The 15,397-nt window shown below is 70.6% G+C and carries 16 protein-coding genes; all 16 read left to right on the top strand.

The features are described 5' to 3' along the window. Positions 1-104: 104 nt before the first annotated feature. The 16 genes from GGQ54_RS03060 to GGQ54_RS02990 all read left to right on the top strand — a co-directional run bounded on the left by GGQ54_RS03060 (position 105) and on the right by GGQ54_RS02990 (position 15,391). Positions 105-1,169 (top strand): PrpF domain-containing protein, encoded by a 1,065-nt coding sequence (locus tag GGQ54_RS03060; protein ID WP_179444046.1) that lies wholly within the window; start codon positions 105-107, stop codon positions 1,167-1,169. A gap of 59 nt (positions 1,170-1,228) precedes the next feature. Further along, the gene (locus tag GGQ54_RS03055; RefSeq protein ID WP_179444045.1) at positions 1,229-2,308 is read left to right on the top strand and encodes an ABC transporter ATP-binding protein; all 1,080 of its coding nucleotides are present in this window, start codon (positions 1,229-1,231) and stop codon (positions 2,306-2,308) included. Further along, positions 2,308-4,029, top strand: coding sequence for an ABC transporter permease (locus tag GGQ54_RS03050; protein ID WP_179444044.1), 1,722 nt, complete (start codon positions 2,308-2,310; stop codon positions 4,027-4,029). Before GGQ54_RS03055 ends, GGQ54_RS03050 begins: the two co-directional genes overlap by 1 nt. Continuing rightward, positions 4,029-5,147: an ABC transporter substrate-binding protein gene (locus tag GGQ54_RS03045; RefSeq protein ID WP_179444043.1), complete on the top strand. Its 1,119-nt coding sequence runs from the start codon at positions 4,029-4,031 to the stop codon at positions 5,145-5,147. The genes GGQ54_RS03050 and GGQ54_RS03045 overlap by 1 nt, the downstream gene beginning before the upstream one ends. Continuing rightward, the gene (locus GGQ54_RS03040) at positions 5,144-5,941 is read left to right on the top strand and encodes an alpha/beta fold hydrolase (protein ID WP_179444042.1); all 798 of its coding nucleotides are present in this window, start codon (positions 5,144-5,146) and stop codon (positions 5,939-5,941) included. Before GGQ54_RS03045 ends, GGQ54_RS03040 begins: the two co-directional genes overlap by 4 nt. 32 nt (positions 5,942-5,973) lie before the next feature. Next, entirely contained in the window at positions 5,974-7,653 is a 1,680-nt protein-coding gene (locus GGQ54_RS03035) for an ABC transporter substrate-binding protein (RefSeq protein ID WP_179444041.1), read from the top strand. Between the two features lie 22 nt (positions 7,654-7,675). Then, positions 7,676-8,698 (top strand): ABC transporter permease, encoded by a 1,023-nt coding sequence (locus GGQ54_RS03030; RefSeq protein ID WP_179444040.1) that lies wholly within the window; start codon positions 7,676-7,678, stop codon positions 8,696-8,698. After that, positions 8,695-9,663: an ABC transporter permease gene (locus GGQ54_RS03025; protein WP_179444039.1), complete on the top strand. Its 969-nt coding sequence runs from the start codon at positions 8,695-8,697 to the stop codon at positions 9,661-9,663. Before GGQ54_RS03030 ends, GGQ54_RS03025 begins: the two co-directional genes overlap by 4 nt. Before the next feature lie 64 nt (positions 9,664-9,727). Beyond that, the gene (locus GGQ54_RS03020) at positions 9,728-10,741 is read left to right on the top strand and encodes an ABC transporter ATP-binding protein (protein WP_179444038.1); all 1,014 of its coding nucleotides are present in this window, start codon (positions 9,728-9,730) and stop codon (positions 10,739-10,741) included. A gap of 8 nt (positions 10,742-10,749) precedes the next feature. Further along, a complete protein-coding gene (locus GGQ54_RS03015; RefSeq protein ID WP_179444037.1) occupies positions 10,750-11,862 on the top strand; it encodes an ABC transporter ATP-binding protein in 1,113 nt (370 codons plus the stop codon). A 20-nt stretch (positions 11,863-11,882) separates the two neighbouring features. After that, entirely contained in the window at positions 11,883-12,254 is a 372-nt protein-coding gene (locus GGQ54_RS16650; RefSeq protein WP_218843651.1) for an RNA-binding S4 domain-containing protein, read from the top strand. Between the two features lie 28 nt (positions 12,255-12,282). Continuing rightward, entirely contained in the window at positions 12,283-13,530 is a 1,248-nt protein-coding gene (locus GGQ54_RS03010) for a glutamate-5-semialdehyde dehydrogenase (RefSeq protein ID WP_343045839.1), read from the top strand. Positions 13,531-13,555: 25 nt separating this feature from the next. Then, positions 13,556-13,693 carry a hypothetical protein gene (locus tag GGQ54_RS03005; RefSeq protein ID WP_179443516.1) on the top strand — a complete coding sequence of 46 codons (138 nt, stop codon included), beginning with the start codon at positions 13,556-13,558 and terminating at the stop codon, positions 13,691-13,693. 14 nt (positions 13,694-13,707) lie between these two features. Next, positions 13,708-14,391, top strand: coding sequence for a nicotinate-nucleotide adenylyltransferase (gene nadD, locus GGQ54_RS03000; protein WP_179444035.1), 684 nt, complete (start codon positions 13,708-13,710; stop codon positions 14,389-14,391). Next, the gene (rsfS, locus tag GGQ54_RS02995; RefSeq protein ID WP_179444034.1) at positions 14,388-14,783 is read left to right on the top strand and encodes a ribosome silencing factor; all 396 of its coding nucleotides are present in this window, start codon (positions 14,388-14,390) and stop codon (positions 14,781-14,783) included. Before nadD ends, rsfS begins: the two co-directional genes overlap by 4 nt. Continuing rightward, complete coding sequence (locus GGQ54_RS02990; protein ID WP_179444033.1) at positions 14,780-15,391, top strand: histidine phosphatase family protein; 612 nt, start codon at positions 14,780-14,782, stop codon at positions 15,389-15,391. Before rsfS ends, GGQ54_RS02990 begins: the two co-directional genes overlap by 4 nt. Positions 15,392-15,397: the final 6 nt, after the last annotated feature.

The following is a 15,397-nucleotide window of genomic DNA, read 5'->3' as shown; positions in this document are numbered from 1 at the left end:
AGTACATGCTAGTCAACGAACTCGCGATTGTGCTTCAACCTCTGCGAAGTCAGGCTGGGACGCGGAACCGGCTGCGGTGGCCGGACGGTGCGAGGAGGACGAGGATGCAAGTACGCGGGACGCTGGTCCGCGGTGGCACCAGCAAGTGCTGGCTGTTCACCGAGCGCGACGTGCCCGGTACGCGTACCGATCTCGAGGCCATGCTCGTGGCCGCCTACAACGCGGCGGACCGGCGCCAGATCGACGGCGTCGGCGGCGCCACCTCGACCACCTCCAAAGCCGCGGTCGTCGGACCGTCTCGCGCCCCCGATGTCGACATCGACTACCTCTTCGCACAGGTCGGGATCGGCGAGGGGAGAGTCGAGTGGGGCAGCAACTGCGGCAACTGCGCGACCGCAATCGCGCTCTACGCCGTCGCCAAGGGCCTCGTCCCGGCCGACCCGCGCGAGACCCGCGTCCGGCTGCGCAATGTGAACACCGGGTCCCGGCTGGACGCCGTCGTGAGCACCCCGGGCGGCCGGATCAGCGACCACCCGAACGCGCTGGTGCCGGGCACTGACGCCGCCGGGGTCGGTGTGCGGCTGATCTTCCTGGCCCCGGGCGGCGGCAGCACCGGCGCGCTGCTGCCGACGGGTCGGCCCGCGGAGCCGATCACGATCGCCGGGCGGCGCGCGCGGCTGAGCCTGCTCGACGCCGGCGCGCCGGTCGCACTGCTGCGGGCCGGCGACCTCGGGCTGACCGGCGACGAGGACCCCGCCGAGCTGGCGCCGTGGCTGCCGGAGCTGATCGCGGTACGCGCGCAGGCCGCGATTCGGATGGGCCTGGCCCGGCCCGGGGAGCCCGCTCCGCAGGCGGTACCGAAGGTCGGCATCGTGGGCGAACCGCGTGGTGATCGGATCGGCGTCCGGATGGTCTCGATGCAGGAGTTCCACCCGGCGATCGGCCTGACCAGCGCGGTCGCGCTGGCCACGGCGACCCGGACCCCGGGGTCGGTGCTGGCCGGCGCGGCCGCGCCGGAGGGGCCGGCCCGGCTCCGGTTGGCGACGCCGTCGGGGGAGGTGGCGGTACGCAGCAGCCTGACCGCGGACGGCGCCGTGGCCGAGGTCGAACTGGAACGAGCGGCGCGGCTGATCGCCGATGCCGTGATCTACCTACCGGCGGCGGCCTGAGCGCCCACCCGGACAATCACTGTCAGCAGGACAACAACGAAGTTGGAGGCGAGGACACCATGCGGGTATCCCTTGAGCAGTTGGTGATCAAGTACGGTGCGGCAACGGCCGTCGACCGGCTCGACCTGACCATCGAGCCGGGGGAGTCGCTGGTGCTGCTCGGCAAGTCGGGCTGCGGCAAGACGACGACCATGCGCAGCATCGCCGGGCTGGAGACGCCGGTGGCCGGGCGGATCACCATCGGTGACCGCGTGGTGCTGGACGCCGAGCGCGGCATCGAGGTGCCGTCGCACCGGCGCAATGTCGGGATGGTCTTCCAGTCCTATGCGGTGTGGCCGCATCGCACCATCTTCGAGAACGTGGCCTTCCCGCTGCGGATGCAGAAGCTGTCGCGCACGGAGACCCGGCAGCGGGTGCACGAGGTGCTGGAGCTGGTCGGGCTCGGCGAGCACGCCGATCGCGGTGCCAGCCTGTTGTCCGGCGGGCAGATGCAGCGGGTGGCCCTCGCGCGCAGCCTGGTGATGCGGCCGAGCGTGCTGCTGCTCGACGAGCCGCTGTCCAACCTGGACGCCCGGCTGCGCGAGCGGCTGCGGATCGAGCTGCGCGGCATCCAGCAACAGCTCGGTCTGACCTGCGTCTATGTCACCCACGACCAGGCCGAGGCGATGGCGCTGGCCGACCGGATCGCGTTGATGCAGGGCGGCCGGATCGTCCAGGCCGGTACGCCGGAACAGATCTGGTCGCGGCCGGCGAGCGCGTCGATCGCGGACTTCCTCGGGGTCAGCAACATTCTTCCGGTACGCGGGGACGCAGGCGGCGGCTACCGGATCGACAACTCGCCGCTGACGGTGACGGCGGCGGAGCGCGTCGACGGCGATCAGGCCCTGCGCGCCTGTATCCGTCCGGAGGACCTGAGCCTGGCCGGCGAGTCGAACGGACACGGCAATGCCTGGGCGGGCGGCGTCGAGGTGGTCACCTTCCAGGGCAACCACACCGTCTACCGGGTCGGCCTGGACGACGGGCCGGCGGTCGAGGTGGCCGCGCCGGCCGGCGGTCCGGCCTTCCGTACCGACGATCGGGTCTGGGTCAGCGCCGATCCCGCCGCCGTGCGGATCCTGCCGCAGGAGGTGCCGGCCTGATGAGCACCCTCACCCGATCCCTGCGGATGCTGCCCGTCGGGGCCCAGTTCGCGCTGCTGGTCGTGCTCGTGGTGATCCCGATGGGGCTCATCGGGCTCGCGGCGATCAGCGCCGAGACCCCGCGCCCGGGCGCGCTGTTCGGCGGCCTGTCGGTCGACAACTTCGCGATCCTGGCCACCCCGGCCGCCCTCGGCGCGCTGGCTAACTCGGTGTTCGTCGCGGCCTGCGCCTCGGTGCTCGCCATGATCATCGGCGGGGTGCTGGCCTTCCTTGCCGCCCGCAGCGACGCGCCCGCCCGCGGCCTGATCTATTTCGCCGGGATCTCGCCGATGTTCCTGCCCTCGCTGGTCGGCGCGCTGGCCTGGTCGCTGTTGGCCGGGCCCGCGATGGGCTACCTGAATGTCGCGGCCCGCGCGATCGGCCTGCCGAACCTGGTCGACATCTATTCCTACGGCGGGCTGATCTTCGTCCTCGCCGTCTACTACGCGCCGTATGCCTTCTTGCTGATCCACGGGGCGATGAGTCTGATGAACCCCGACCTGGAGGACGCGGCCGGGGTGCACGGCGGCTCGCCGCGGGCAACCCTGCGCCATGTCACCTTCCCGCTGGTGCTGCCGGCCATCCTCGGCTCCGCCGTGCTGGTCTTCACCCTGACCATGGAGAACTTTCCGGTCGCGCAGATGATCGGTACGCCGGGCCAGATCGAGACCCTGCCGGCCTTCATCTACCGGCTGATGAACGCCGCCCCCGCGCGCGGCACGGAGGCCGCCGCGGTGGCCGTTGCCCTGACCGCGGTGTTGATCATCGTCACCGCCGTGCAGCAGCGGATCGTGATGCGGCGCCGCTTCACCACCGTGTCCGGCAAGGGCGTGAAGCCGCGGCGCTTCGCGATCGGGCGCTGGCGCTTTGCCGGGCTCGGCTTCGCGATCGCGTACCTCGTCTTGGCGCTGATCCTGCCGCTGCTCGCGCTGCTGCTCGCCTCGCTGCAGTCCTCGCCCTATGTCGCCGAGCTGTCCCAGCTCGCCCGGCCGGGCGCGCTGTCGTTCTGGTCGCTCGGCCAGACGATCACCGACCCGCAGTTCCTGCGCTCGCTCGGCAACAGCGTCGCCGTCGGCGTCCTGGTGGCGGCGATCGGCACCGCCTTCGCGTTCTGGCTCGGCTACTCGGTCTATCGCACCGAGCTGCCCGGCCGGCGCGTGCTGGAACAACTGGCGATGGCCCCGCTCGCGGTGCCCGCGATCGTGATGGGCCTTGGCCTGCTGTGGACCTGGTTGGTCGCCCCCGTGCCCGTCTACGGCACCCTGGTCGTGCTGGTGATCGCGTTCTTGTCGATCTACCTGCCGCAGGGCTATCGCGGGGCCACCGCGGCGATCCAGCAGGTCGATGCCGATCTCGAGGACAGCGCCGTGCTGTCGGGCGCCCGGCGGCTGCGGGCCATCGGTTGGGTGACCGTGCCGCTGCTGCGGACCGGGCTGTTGTCCACCGCGTTGTTGTTGCTGATGCTGGCGATGCGCGAGCTCTCCGCAGCCCTGTTCCTGTTCACCTCCGACACCCGGTTGCTCTCGATCGCGGTGTTCGACGAGTACGACAACGGCGCATTGCGCGCCGCCGCATCCACCAGCCTGCTCTACTGCCTGGCCGTCGTGATCATGGTCGGCCTGCTCCGCTTCGCCGGCGCGCGTACCGCGTCGGGACCCAGTTCTGATCAAGGGAGATCGTGATGCACCGACGTACCCTGCTGACCGGATCGGCCGGACTCGCGGCCGCACTCGGCCTCGGCGCCGCGGCCTGCGCCCCGCCGCCGCAGACGCAACTCGTCACCGGGGCCCCGGTGATCGACGATGCGGCGGCGTTGATCATCGACGGCGAGCAGATCGCCGATCAGGCGCTGTGGCGGGCCGCCCAGGACGAGGGCGGGCTGATCCTCTACAGCGGGTATGTCGAGAACAGCGAGAAGGAAGTGATCAAGGCCTTCACCGCCGACACCGGGCTGGCGGTCTCCCTGGTCCGGTTGGTGCCGAACCGGCTCCTGGAGCGGGTGCTGAGCGAACAGGGCGCCGGGAAGCTGCGCGCCGACCTCATTCGGACCTCCGACCCCGCGGGCGTGGCCAAGATGGCCGCCGCCGGCGCGTTCGGGCGCCACCGGGTCCCGGGCATCGACGACCTCGGTGCCGATGTCGTCTTCGACGACGGCCGCTACTACCGGACCTTCGATCCGGCATTCACCTTTGCCTACAACACGGCTCTCGTGCCCCCCGGACAGGAGCCCCGCGGGTGGCAGGATCTGCTGCACCCGCGCTGGCGCGGCAAGCTCGGGATCACCCAGGCCGGTGCCGGTGGCAGCTCGCTGTCGTTGCTGCGCTTTCAGCTCGACGTGCTCGGCGAGGACTACCTGCGCGCCCTCGCCGCGCAGCAGCCGCGGATCTTCGACTCCTCCGGCGCGATGCAGGAAAGCCTGGCCCGCGGTGAGCTGCACGCGGCAACGGCTGTGATCAGCTCGGTGAACGTGGCGGCGGCCAGCAATGCGCCGGTCCGTTTCGTCGTCGCACCCGAGGGCTTTGCCCTCTACGACTACTTCCTCGGGGTGAGTGCGTCGCCTGTCAACCCGGCCGCCGCGAAGGTGTTCTGCAATTGGAACCTCAGCCGCCGCGCCGGCGACGTGTTCGGACAGATCGGTGAGTATCCGGCAATCGCCGCGTCGGCGCCGCCGCGGGTACTGGGGATCGATCTGCCGTCGATCGCCAGCGGGATCCCCTATCGCCCGCTGCCCGCCGACCTGGCCGCGAACCGGGAGGCCGACCAGGCACTCTTCAACAAGATCTTCGGCTACCTGGCATGAATCCACGAGTGCCCGTGGTGGTCCTCGTGCACGGTGCGGCGCACGGCGGCTGGTGCTGGCAGTTCGTGCGCGAGGGGTTGGCCCGCGCCGGCGTACCCGCGATCGCGCCGGATCTGCCCGGTCACGGCGCCCGGGTGGGCGAGACCGAGCGGGCCTCGATGCGCGCGTACGCCGACGAGATCACCGCGCTCGTCGCCGGCATCGACCGGCCGGCAGTGCTCGTCGGGCACAGCATGGCCGGGCAGGTCATCGCCCGGGTGGCGCTGGACGCCCCCGACCGGATCCGCCGCCTGGTGTTCCTCAGCGGCCAGGTGCTGGAGCCGGGGATGACGGCGCTGGACACATTGCCGCCGCGGCGACGTGCGGACTACCTGGCCCGCGCCCGTGAGCGCGGCGGGCTCGCCTATGACGTCGCCGAGCAGACGGTACGCGAGCTGTGGTTGAACACCTTGGCCAAGGACGATCCCCGGTTGGACTGGGTGCTCGGCCAGATCACCCCGCAGCCGCTGCGGCCCCTGACCGAACGGGCCGCGGTCGCCGGTTTCCGGCGGCTCGCGATGCCGATCGACTACCTGTGGCCGCGGTCGGATCGGAGCACCACCGCGGGACGGATGCGCACCTTCGTGTCCCGGCTGCCGTCACACGCCAGCGTGCGTACCCTGCCCGGCGATCATGACATCATGGTCAGCGCGCCCGACCGGCTGATCCGAGAGCTCCTGCGGCTCACTCAGGCGGTTGCAACCCAACCGTTATCGCGAACGGCTGAGGGGCCGACGCCTTCTGGGTTAGGTTGACGCGGACCTGGACTCGATTGCGGAGGTTTCTCGTGCGCAACGGATGGAAGAAGCGCGGCCTGGCCGCGTTCGGTGCCCTGCTCGTCACGGCGGGGCTGGCGGCGTGTGCGCAGAGCGAGCGCGACCCCGGCGGTCAGAGCGGCGGCGCGGCCGACACCTTCGTCTTTGCCGCCTCCTCTGATCCGGTGATGCTCGACCCGGCGATGGCGAGCGACGGCGAGACCTTCCGGGTTGCGCGGCAGATGTTCGAGGGCCTGGTCTCGCTGCAGCCGGGCTCCACCGAGCTGGCGCCGCTGCTCGCGACGGAGTGGACCTCCAGCTCCGACGGCAAGACGCACAGCTTCACCCTGCGCGAGGGCGTCAAGTTCCACGACGGCACGGACTTCAACGCCGAGGCCGTCTGCGCGAACTTCGAGCGTTGGTACAACTGGACCGGCCTGAACCAGAACGAGAACATCACCTACTACTACGGGAAGCTGTTCAAGGGCTTCAAGAACCCCGAGGGCGCGGACAAGTCCGCCACCGGGATCTATGAGTCCTGCACCGCCGAGTCCCCGACCAAGGCGACGATCACGCTGAAGAAGCCGTTCGCCGCCTTCGTCGACGCGATGACCCTGCCGTCGTTCTCCATGCAGAGCCCCGCCGCGATGCAGCAGTGGGACGCCAACAACACCACCGGCACGGCGGATGATCCGCGATTCTCCGCCTACGCCACCGAGCACCCGACCGGCACCGGCCCGTTCAAGTTCGAGTCCTGGGACCGCGGCCAGCAGGTGACGCTGGCGGCCAATCCCGACTACTGGGGCGAGAAGCCGAAGATCGCCAAGGCGATCGTGAGGACGATCCCCGACGGCAATGCCCGCAAGCAGGAGCTGCAGGCCGGCAACATCGACGGCTACGACCTGGTCGCGCCGGGCGATGTCGAGCCGATGCAGGCCGAGGGGCTGCAGATCAAGAACCGTCCCGCGTTCAACATCCTCTACCTGGGCTTCAACCAGAAGAACAAGGCCCTGCAGGACGTGCGGGTACGCCAGGCGATCAACTACGCGATCGACAAGGAGGCCGTGATCAGCCAGACGCTGCCGCCGGGTTCGGTGGCGGCCAAGGAGTTCATGCCGGACATGGTGAACGGCTACAACCCCGATGTCACGAGCTATGACTACGACCCGGAGAAGGCCAAGCAGTTGCTGGCCGAGGCGGGGCAGAGCGATCTGACCCTGCGGTTCGCGTACCCGACCAGTGTCTCGCGGCCCTACATGCCGACGCCGGAGGACACCTTCGTGGCGCTGAAGTCCCAGCTCGAGGCGGTGGGGATCAAGGTCGAGCCGCTGAACGCGAAGTGGACCCCCGACTACCTCGACATGGTGCAGGGCGATGGTGGCACCGACAAGCGCGACATCCACCTGCTCGGCTGGACCGGCGACTACAACGACGCGGACAACTTCGTCGGGGTCTTCTTCGGTGGCAAGTCCAACGAGTGGGGCTTCGAGAACAAGGCCCTGTTCGACGAGCTGGGCGCGGCCCGCGAGCTGCCCGACAAGGAGCAGCAGGCAACGGCGTACGCCAAGATCAACGAGGACATCGCGAAGTTCGCTCCCGGCGTGCCGATCGCGCACCCGGCCCCGTCGCTCGCCTTCGGCAAGGGCGTCCAGGGCTATGAGCCCAGCCCGGTCCAGGACGAGGTCTGGAACAACGTCACGGTGACCCGCTGATCCTTCGCCCGGAGGCGGCACCATGCTGAGATTCGTGGTCCGGCGGCTGCTGTTGATGATCCCGGTGCTGTTCGGATTGTCGCTGCTGTTGTTCGCCTGGCTGCGCGCGCTGCCGGGTGATCCGGCGCGCGCGCTGCTCGGCGAGCGCGCGACCCCGGAGGGGATCGCCCGGCTGAACGAGCAGTACGGCTTCGACAAGCCGCTGGTCGAGCAGTACCTCACCTACATCGGGCGGTTGATCACCGGCGACTTCGGCAGCTCGCCGCGCACCGGCGAGGCGGTTCTGCCGACCTTCCTGGAACGGTTCCCGGCGACGATCGAGCTCGCGGTGGCGGCGTTGATCTTCGCGATCGCGATCGGCATCCCGCTCGGCTACTTCGCCGCGCGGCGGGCCGGTGGGTTCCTCGACCTGCTCGCGGTCGGCTCCTCGCTGGCCGGGGTGGTGATCCCGGTGTTCGTGCTGGCCTATGTGCTCAAGGTGATCTTCGCAGTCGGCCTGCCCGGGCTGGAGTTCCTCGCCGTGCTGCCGACATCGGGCCGACAGGACCCGCGGATCGACGCCACCCACATCACCAACTTCTATGTGTTGGACGGGCTGCTGACCCGCGAGTGGGACGCGGCGCTGGACGCGATCGTGCACCTGATCCTGCCGGCGATCGCGCTGGGCAGCATCCCGCTCGCGATCGTGGTCCGGATGACGCGCGCCTCGGTGCTGGAGGTGTTGAACGAGGACTACGTGCGGACCGCGAACGCCAAGGGCCTGCCGCGGCGGTGGATCACGACCCGGCACGTACTGCGCAATGCGTTGCTGCCGGTGGTCACCACGATCGGCCTGCAGGCGGGAGCGCTGCTGGCCGGCGCCGTGCTCACCGAGTCCGTCTTCGCGTTCAACGGGATCGGCTCCTACCTGTTCGAGGCGATCTCCTCCCTCGACTTCGCCGTGCTGCAGGGCTTCATCTTGTTCATCGCGCTGACCTACGCGGTGGTCAACCTCGTCGTCGACATCCTCTACGGCGTCATCGATCCGAGGATGCGGGTCGCATGAGCGAGCGGACGAAGATCGGCGGGGAGGCCGCCGACGAGCTCACCGATCACCGCCCGCCGGCCCTGGTCGAGGCGATGGGGCGGACCGCGCGCGCCGAGGAGACCGGGACCAGCCTGTGGGTCGGGGCCCTGCGCCGGTTGGTGCGCAACCCGTCGGCCATCGTCGGCGCGATCATCGTTGCCGCCTTCTTGGTGGTGGCGCTGTTCGCTCCGTTGCTCGCGCCGTACGCGCCCTCGGACCCGCGCTGGGCGAGCCAGGTGACGCCGTCGAGCGTTCCGCCGTTCAGCGCCGAGCACCCCCTCGGGCTGGACTCGTTCGGTTCCGACCTGCTCACCCAGTTGATCTACGGGGCGCGCCAGTCGCTGGTGATCGGGGTGGTGTCCACCACGCTCGGTCTGCTCGGCGGTGCGCTGCTCGGCGGGATCGCGGGCGCGTTCGGCGGCTGGGTCGACACCGCCGTGATGCGGGTCGTGGACATCTTGTTGTCGATCCCCGCGTTGCTGCTCGCCGTCAGCGTCGCCGCGGTGCTCGGTCGCAACCCCTATGCGTTGATGATCGCGATCGCGGTCGCCCAGGTGCCGATCTTCGCCCGGCTGCTGCGCGGGTCGATGTTGTCCCAGCGTCGGCAGGACTATGTGCTCGCCTCCACCTCGATCGGCCTGCGCCAGCGCACCATCGTGATGAACCATGTGCTGCCGAACTCGCTCGGCCCGGTGATCGTCCAGGCCACGCTGGTGCTGGCCACCGCGATCATCGAGGTGGCGGCGCTGTCCTATCTGGGTCTGGGCGACCCGAATCCGACCGTCGCCGAGTGGGGCCGGATGCTGGTCCGCGCGCAGACCCGCCTGGAGTCGGCGCCGCACCTGACACTGCTGCCCGGTGCCTGTATCGCGATCACCGCGCTCGGCTTCACGCTGCTCGGCGAGGCCCTGCGCGAGGCGCTCGACCCGAAGTCCCGACGATGAGGGATCCCGACGATGAGGGGTCCCGACGATGAGGGCTCGACGATGAGGGGGCGCGGAGGTGACCATGGCTGAGGCACGCACACCCGAGCCGGCGAGCGAGCCGGTGCTGGCGGTGCGCGATCTGCGCGTGCACTTCGTCCGCCGCGGTCAGCCGCCGGTACGCGCGGTCGACGGCGTCGACTTCGAGGTCGGGGCCGGGGAGGTGGTCGGCATCGTCGGCGAGTCCGGCTCCGGCAAGTCGGTCACCTCGATGGCGATCATGGGCCTGCTGCCGCGCCGCGGCGTACAGGTCACCGGTGCCGCCGACTACCGCGGACAGAACCTGCTGCAGCTGTCGCCCGACCGGCTGGCCAGGCTGCGCGGCAACGACCTGGCGATGGTCTTCCAGGACCCGATGAGCTCGCTGAACCCGGTGATGACCGTCGGCGCGCAGGTCGCCGAGGTGCTGCTCGCGCACGAGAAGATCAGCAAGCGTGCGGCCCGCGAGGAATCGATCGACCTGCTCCGCCGGTGCGGGATTCCCGACCCGGAGCGGCGCTTCGGCGAGTACCCGCACCAGCTCTCCGGCGGCATGCGGCAGCGCGCGCTGATCGCCACGGCGCTGGCCTGTAAACCGCGACTGTTGATCTGCGACGAGCCGACGACCGCGCTCGACGTGACCATCCAGGCCCAGATCCTGGAACTGCTGGCCGAGCTGGTACGCGGCTCCGGCGCGTCGATGATCATGATCACCCACGACCTCGGCGTCGTCGCCGGGCTGTGTGACCGGGTGAACGTGATGTATGCCGGGCGGATCGTGGAAACCGCACCGCGCCGCGAACTCTTCGCCCACCCCCGGCACCGCTACACCGCCGGACTGCTCAGCTCCATCCCGCGGCTGGACGCCGTGCGCAGCGAGCGGCTGGTGCCGATTCCCGGCACCCCGCGCGACACCATCGGCTGGGACGCCGCGTGCGCGTTCGCACCGCGCTGCCGGCATGCCACCGACGCCTGCGTACGACCCGAACTGGAGCTGTCGGGCGAGGCCGAGCATCGCTGGCGCTGCGTCCATCCTGCCGAATCGGAGGCGACCCAGTGACCGACACGATGCCCAACCCAGAGACCGATCACGCGACCGACGTGCTGCTCGACGCGCGCGGGGTGCAGGTGCACTTCCCGATCCGGCGCGGGCTGGTGATCGACCGCACCGTGGGGCATGTTCGCGCCGTGGACGGCGTCGACCTGGCGGTACGCCGGGGCGAGAGCTTCGGGCTGGTCGGCGAGTCGGGCTGCGGCAAGTCCACCCTGGGGCGGGCGCTGCTGCGGCTGGAGAAGCCGACGGCCGGCACCGTCGAGCTCGGCGGCACCGACCTCGCCGCGCTGCGCGGGGAGGCGCTGCGGCGCGAGCGGCGCCGGATGCAGATGGTCTTCCAGGACCCGCTGTCCAGCCTCGATCCCCGGATGAGCGTGCAGAGCCTGATGATGGAGCCGCTGCGCGTGCACGGACTGAGCGAGCGCGACCGGGACACCTTCGGTGCGGACTCGGGCCGAACCCACCTGGCGAAGGTGCGCGACATGATCGAACGCGTCGGCCTGCCGCAGTCCAGCCTGGCCAAGTATCCGCACGAGTTCTCCGGCGGCCAGCGGCAGCGGATCGGCATCGCGCGGGCGATGGTGCTCAATCCGGAGCTGGTGATCGCCGACGAGCCGGTCTCGGCGCTGGACGTGTCGGTGCAGGCGCAGGTGATCAACCTGCTGGAGGACCTGCAGGACGATCTCGGGCTGACCTACATCGTGATCGCCCATGATCTTGCCGTGGTACGCCACATCGCCGACCGGATCGGCGTGATGTATCTCGGCCGGATCGTCGAGGAGGCCGACAGCGACGAGCTGTATGCGATGCCGATGCACCCGTACACGATCTCGCTGCTGTCGGCGATCCCCGTCCCGGACCCCGACGTGGAGGACGCGCGGGAGCGGATCCTGCTCGCGGGCGACCTGCCCAGCCCGGCGAATCCGCCCAGCGGTTGTCGCTTCCACACCCGGTGCCCGTTCCGGCAGCCCGAGCGGTGCGACACCGAGGACCCACAACTGGTGGAGGTGTTGCCCGGGCACCGGGTCGCCTGCCACTACGCCCGCGAGATCAACGACGGGAGGATCACGGCCGCCGGATCGCAGGTCGTCGATCCCGAACGGGCCGGGATCGTGCCCGAGGCGTGAGCCGTGGTGGACTGACCGGCATGCCCGAGCAGGTACGCGTGGACAGTTGGCTGTGGGCGGTGCGCCTGGCCAGGACGCGCTCGGCCGCGACCGCGGCCTGCCGCGCGGGGCATGTGTGGGTGCGCGGCGAACGCGCCAAGCCGGCCCAGCCGGTCCGCATCGGCGACGAGGTACGCCTGCGCCTGCCCGGGGCCGAACGAATCGTCGTGGTACGCCAACTGCTGGTCAAACGCGTCGGTGCGCCGGTGGCTGCCGAGGCGTACCTGGATCGGACCCCGCCGCCACCGCCGCGGGTGGAGCGTGGCACCGTGCCGCAGCGCGATCCCGGCAGCGGCCGGCCCACCAAGCGGGAGCGCCGCCAGCTCGACCGGCTGCGCGGACGCCGGGGCTGACCGGGCCGATCGCCCGTATCCTGTGCGGGTGAGCGAGGTCATCGAGGCGGCGAACCGGGCGCGGGAGGCGGCGCGGGCGCTGGCGGTCGCGTCCAGCAGCGAGAAGGACGTGGCGCTCGCGGCGATGGCCGCCGCGCTGGAGTCCGAGTGCGAACCCATTCTGCGCGCCAACGAGCGCGACGTGGACGCCGCGCGGGAGGCCGGCGTGGACGCAGCGATCGTCGACCGGCTACGGCTGAACGCCGAGCGGATCGCGGCGATGGCGACCGGGCTGCGCGACCTGGTCGCGCTGCCGGACCCGGTCGGCGAGGTGGTGCGCGGGTGGACGGCGCCGAACCGCGTCGCCTATCGGCAGGTCCGGGTGCCGTTCGGTGTGGTCGGGATGATCTACGAGGCGCGGCCGAACGTGACCGCCGACGCGGCCGGGATCTGCCTGAAGTCGGGCAACGCGGCGCTGCTGCGCGGGTCGTCGTCGGCACAGGCCTCCAACGTCGCGGTCGCGGCGGCCCTGCGTACCGGTCTGGCGTCCACGCCGCTGCCCGCCGACGCGGTGCAGTTGATCACCGGGCCGCGGGAGGTGACCGGCGAGTTGATGCGCGCCCGCGGGCTGGTGGACGTGCTGATCCCGCGCGGCGGCGCGGGCCTGATCGAGGCGGTCGTCACCGGATCGCAGGTGCCGGTGATCGAAACCGGCACCGGCAACACCCATCTCTACGTCGACGAGCACGCCGACCAGCAGATGGCGCTCGACATCATGATCAACGCCAAGACGCAGCGGCCGTCGGTGTGCAACTCGCTGGAAACCCTGCTGGTGCATGCGGCGATCGCCGACTCGTTCGTGCCGAAGGCGCTGGCGGCGCTGGCCGAGCACGGCGTGACGGTGCACGGCGACGCGCGGATCGCGGGCCACGACCCGGACGGCGTCCGGCCCGCGACCGAGGACGACTTCACCGCCGAGGCGCTGTCGCTCGATCTCAGCGCCGCCGTGGTCGACGATCTCGACGCGGCGTTGGCCCACATCCGGCGCTACTCGACGGGCCACTCCGAGACCGTGGTCACCGAGTCGCTGGGCGTCGCGGAGCGGTTCAGCGCGGAGGTGGACGCCGCCGCGGTACTGGTCAACGCCTCCAGCCGGTTCGTCGACGGCGGCGAGTTCGGCTTCGGCGCCGAGATCGGCATCTCCACCCAGAAATTGCACGCCCGCGGGCCGATGGGGCTGCCGGAGATGACCACGACGAAGTATCTCGTCACGGGCCGGGGTCAGGTACGCCCGTGAGGCCGTTCGCGGCTAGGGTGTCGCCATGCTGATCCCGCTCGAGGCCGAGGTCGTCAATCACCTGCCCATGCCCGCCTATGTCTTCGGCATCGTGGCGTTCCTGCTGCTGATCGGCCTGCTGCAGCTCGTCCGCGGCGTCGGCAAGGGCCGCCCGCACAGCTGACCGATGGTGCGTGCATGACGGAGGCGACAGGGCTGGCGCACGGCGAGGAGGCCGGGCGACGCTACCGACTCGGGGTGATGGGTGGCACCTTCGACCCGATCCATCACGGCCACCTGGTCGCGGCGAGCGAGGTGGGCAGCCGGTTCGGGTTGGACGAGGTGGTCTTCGTGCCCACCGGCGTACCGTGGCAGAAGAAGGACCGCGAGGTCTCCCCGGGCGAGGACCGCTACCTGATGACGGTGATCGCGACGGCGTCCAATCCGCGGTTCACCGTGAGCCGGGTCGACATCGAGCGGCCGGGGGACACCTACACGGTCGACACGTTGAAGGACCTGTGCGAGCAGCGCGGCGACGTCGACCTGTTCTTCATCACCGGCGCGGACGCGCTGGCCAAGATCCTCACCTGGCGCGGGGCGGACCAGCTTTTTGATCTTGCCCATTTCGTCGGGGTGTCGCGGCCCGGTGTCGAGCTGAACTCGCCGGCGGTCGCGCATCTGCCGAAGGACAAGATCACGTTGATGGAGGTGCCGGCGATGGCGATCTCCTCGACGGCGATCCGGGAGCGTACCCGCTCCGGCGAGCCGGTCTGGTATCTGGTGCCTGACGGCATCGTGCAATACATCTCCAAGCGGGGCCTGTACGCCCCCGGGAATGATCAGAAGTCCGAGCATGATCACGACGGAGAAGGAGCCGGATGAGCGCGGACCCGGAGGCCCTGGCATGGGCGCGCGCGGCGGCACGGGCCGCCGATGACAAGCAGGGCATCGAGATCGTCGGCTTCGACGTCTCCGAGCAGCTTGCGATCACCGACATCTTCTTGGTGGCGAGCGCGGCCAGCGAACGCCAGGTCGGCGCGATCGTCGACGCGGTCGAGGAGGCACTGCTGAAGCTCGGCGCGAAGCCGATCCGGCGCGAGGGCGACCGGCAGAACCGTTGGGTGCTGCTCGACTACGGGGTGTTGGTGGTGCACGTGCAGCACGCCGAGGAGCGGGCGTTCTATGCGCTGGAACGGCTGTGGCGCGACTGCCCCCAGCTCGATCTGGAGCTGCCCACGCACGACCGGTCGGGTACGCCGGAGGACGACGCGTGACCGCATCGCGGATCGTGGTCTGGCGGCACGGGCAGACCGACTGGAATGTCCAACTCCGCTTCCAGGGCCATGCCGACATCCCGCTGAACGAGGTCGGCCGGGCGCAGGTGGCCGCGGCCGCCCCGGCGATCGCGGCGCTTCGGCCCGATGTGATCATCTCCTCGGATCTGTCGCGGGCGCGGGAGACGGCGGGCGCCCTGGCAGCGCTGACCGGTCAGCCGGTGGCGACGGATCCCCGACTCCGCGAGATCGCGGTCGGGACCTGGGAGGGGCGCACCCTCGCCGAGATCGCCGAGGAGGAGCCGGACTTCCGGGACCGGGAGATGGCCGGCGACGACGTGCGGCGCTCGCCCACCGGCGAGACCGTGACCGAGGTGGCGACCCGGTTCGCCGCGGCGCTGGCCGAACATGCCGATGCCCTGGCCGACGGGCAGACGCTGCTGGTCGCCGCGCACGGGCTGGCGGCCCGGGTCGGCTCGTGCGCGTTCCTCGGCATGTCGGGCAAGGACGCGCGGCTGCTGCGCGGGATGGACAATGCCGGGTGGTTGATCATGGACCGCTCCGGGGAGGGCGCCTGGCGGATGGCGGCGTACAACCGGGTCGCCTGACCGCCG

Origin of the sequence: Naumannella cuiyingiana (assembly GCF_013408305.1) — a bacterium.
GTDB classification, from domain to species: Bacteria; Actinomycetota; Actinomycetes; order Propionibacteriales; family Propionibacteriaceae; genus Naumannella; species Naumannella cuiyingiana.
The sequence above is the reverse complement of the archived record's forward strand: the minus strand, read 5'-3'. Positions and strand labels throughout refer to the sequence as shown.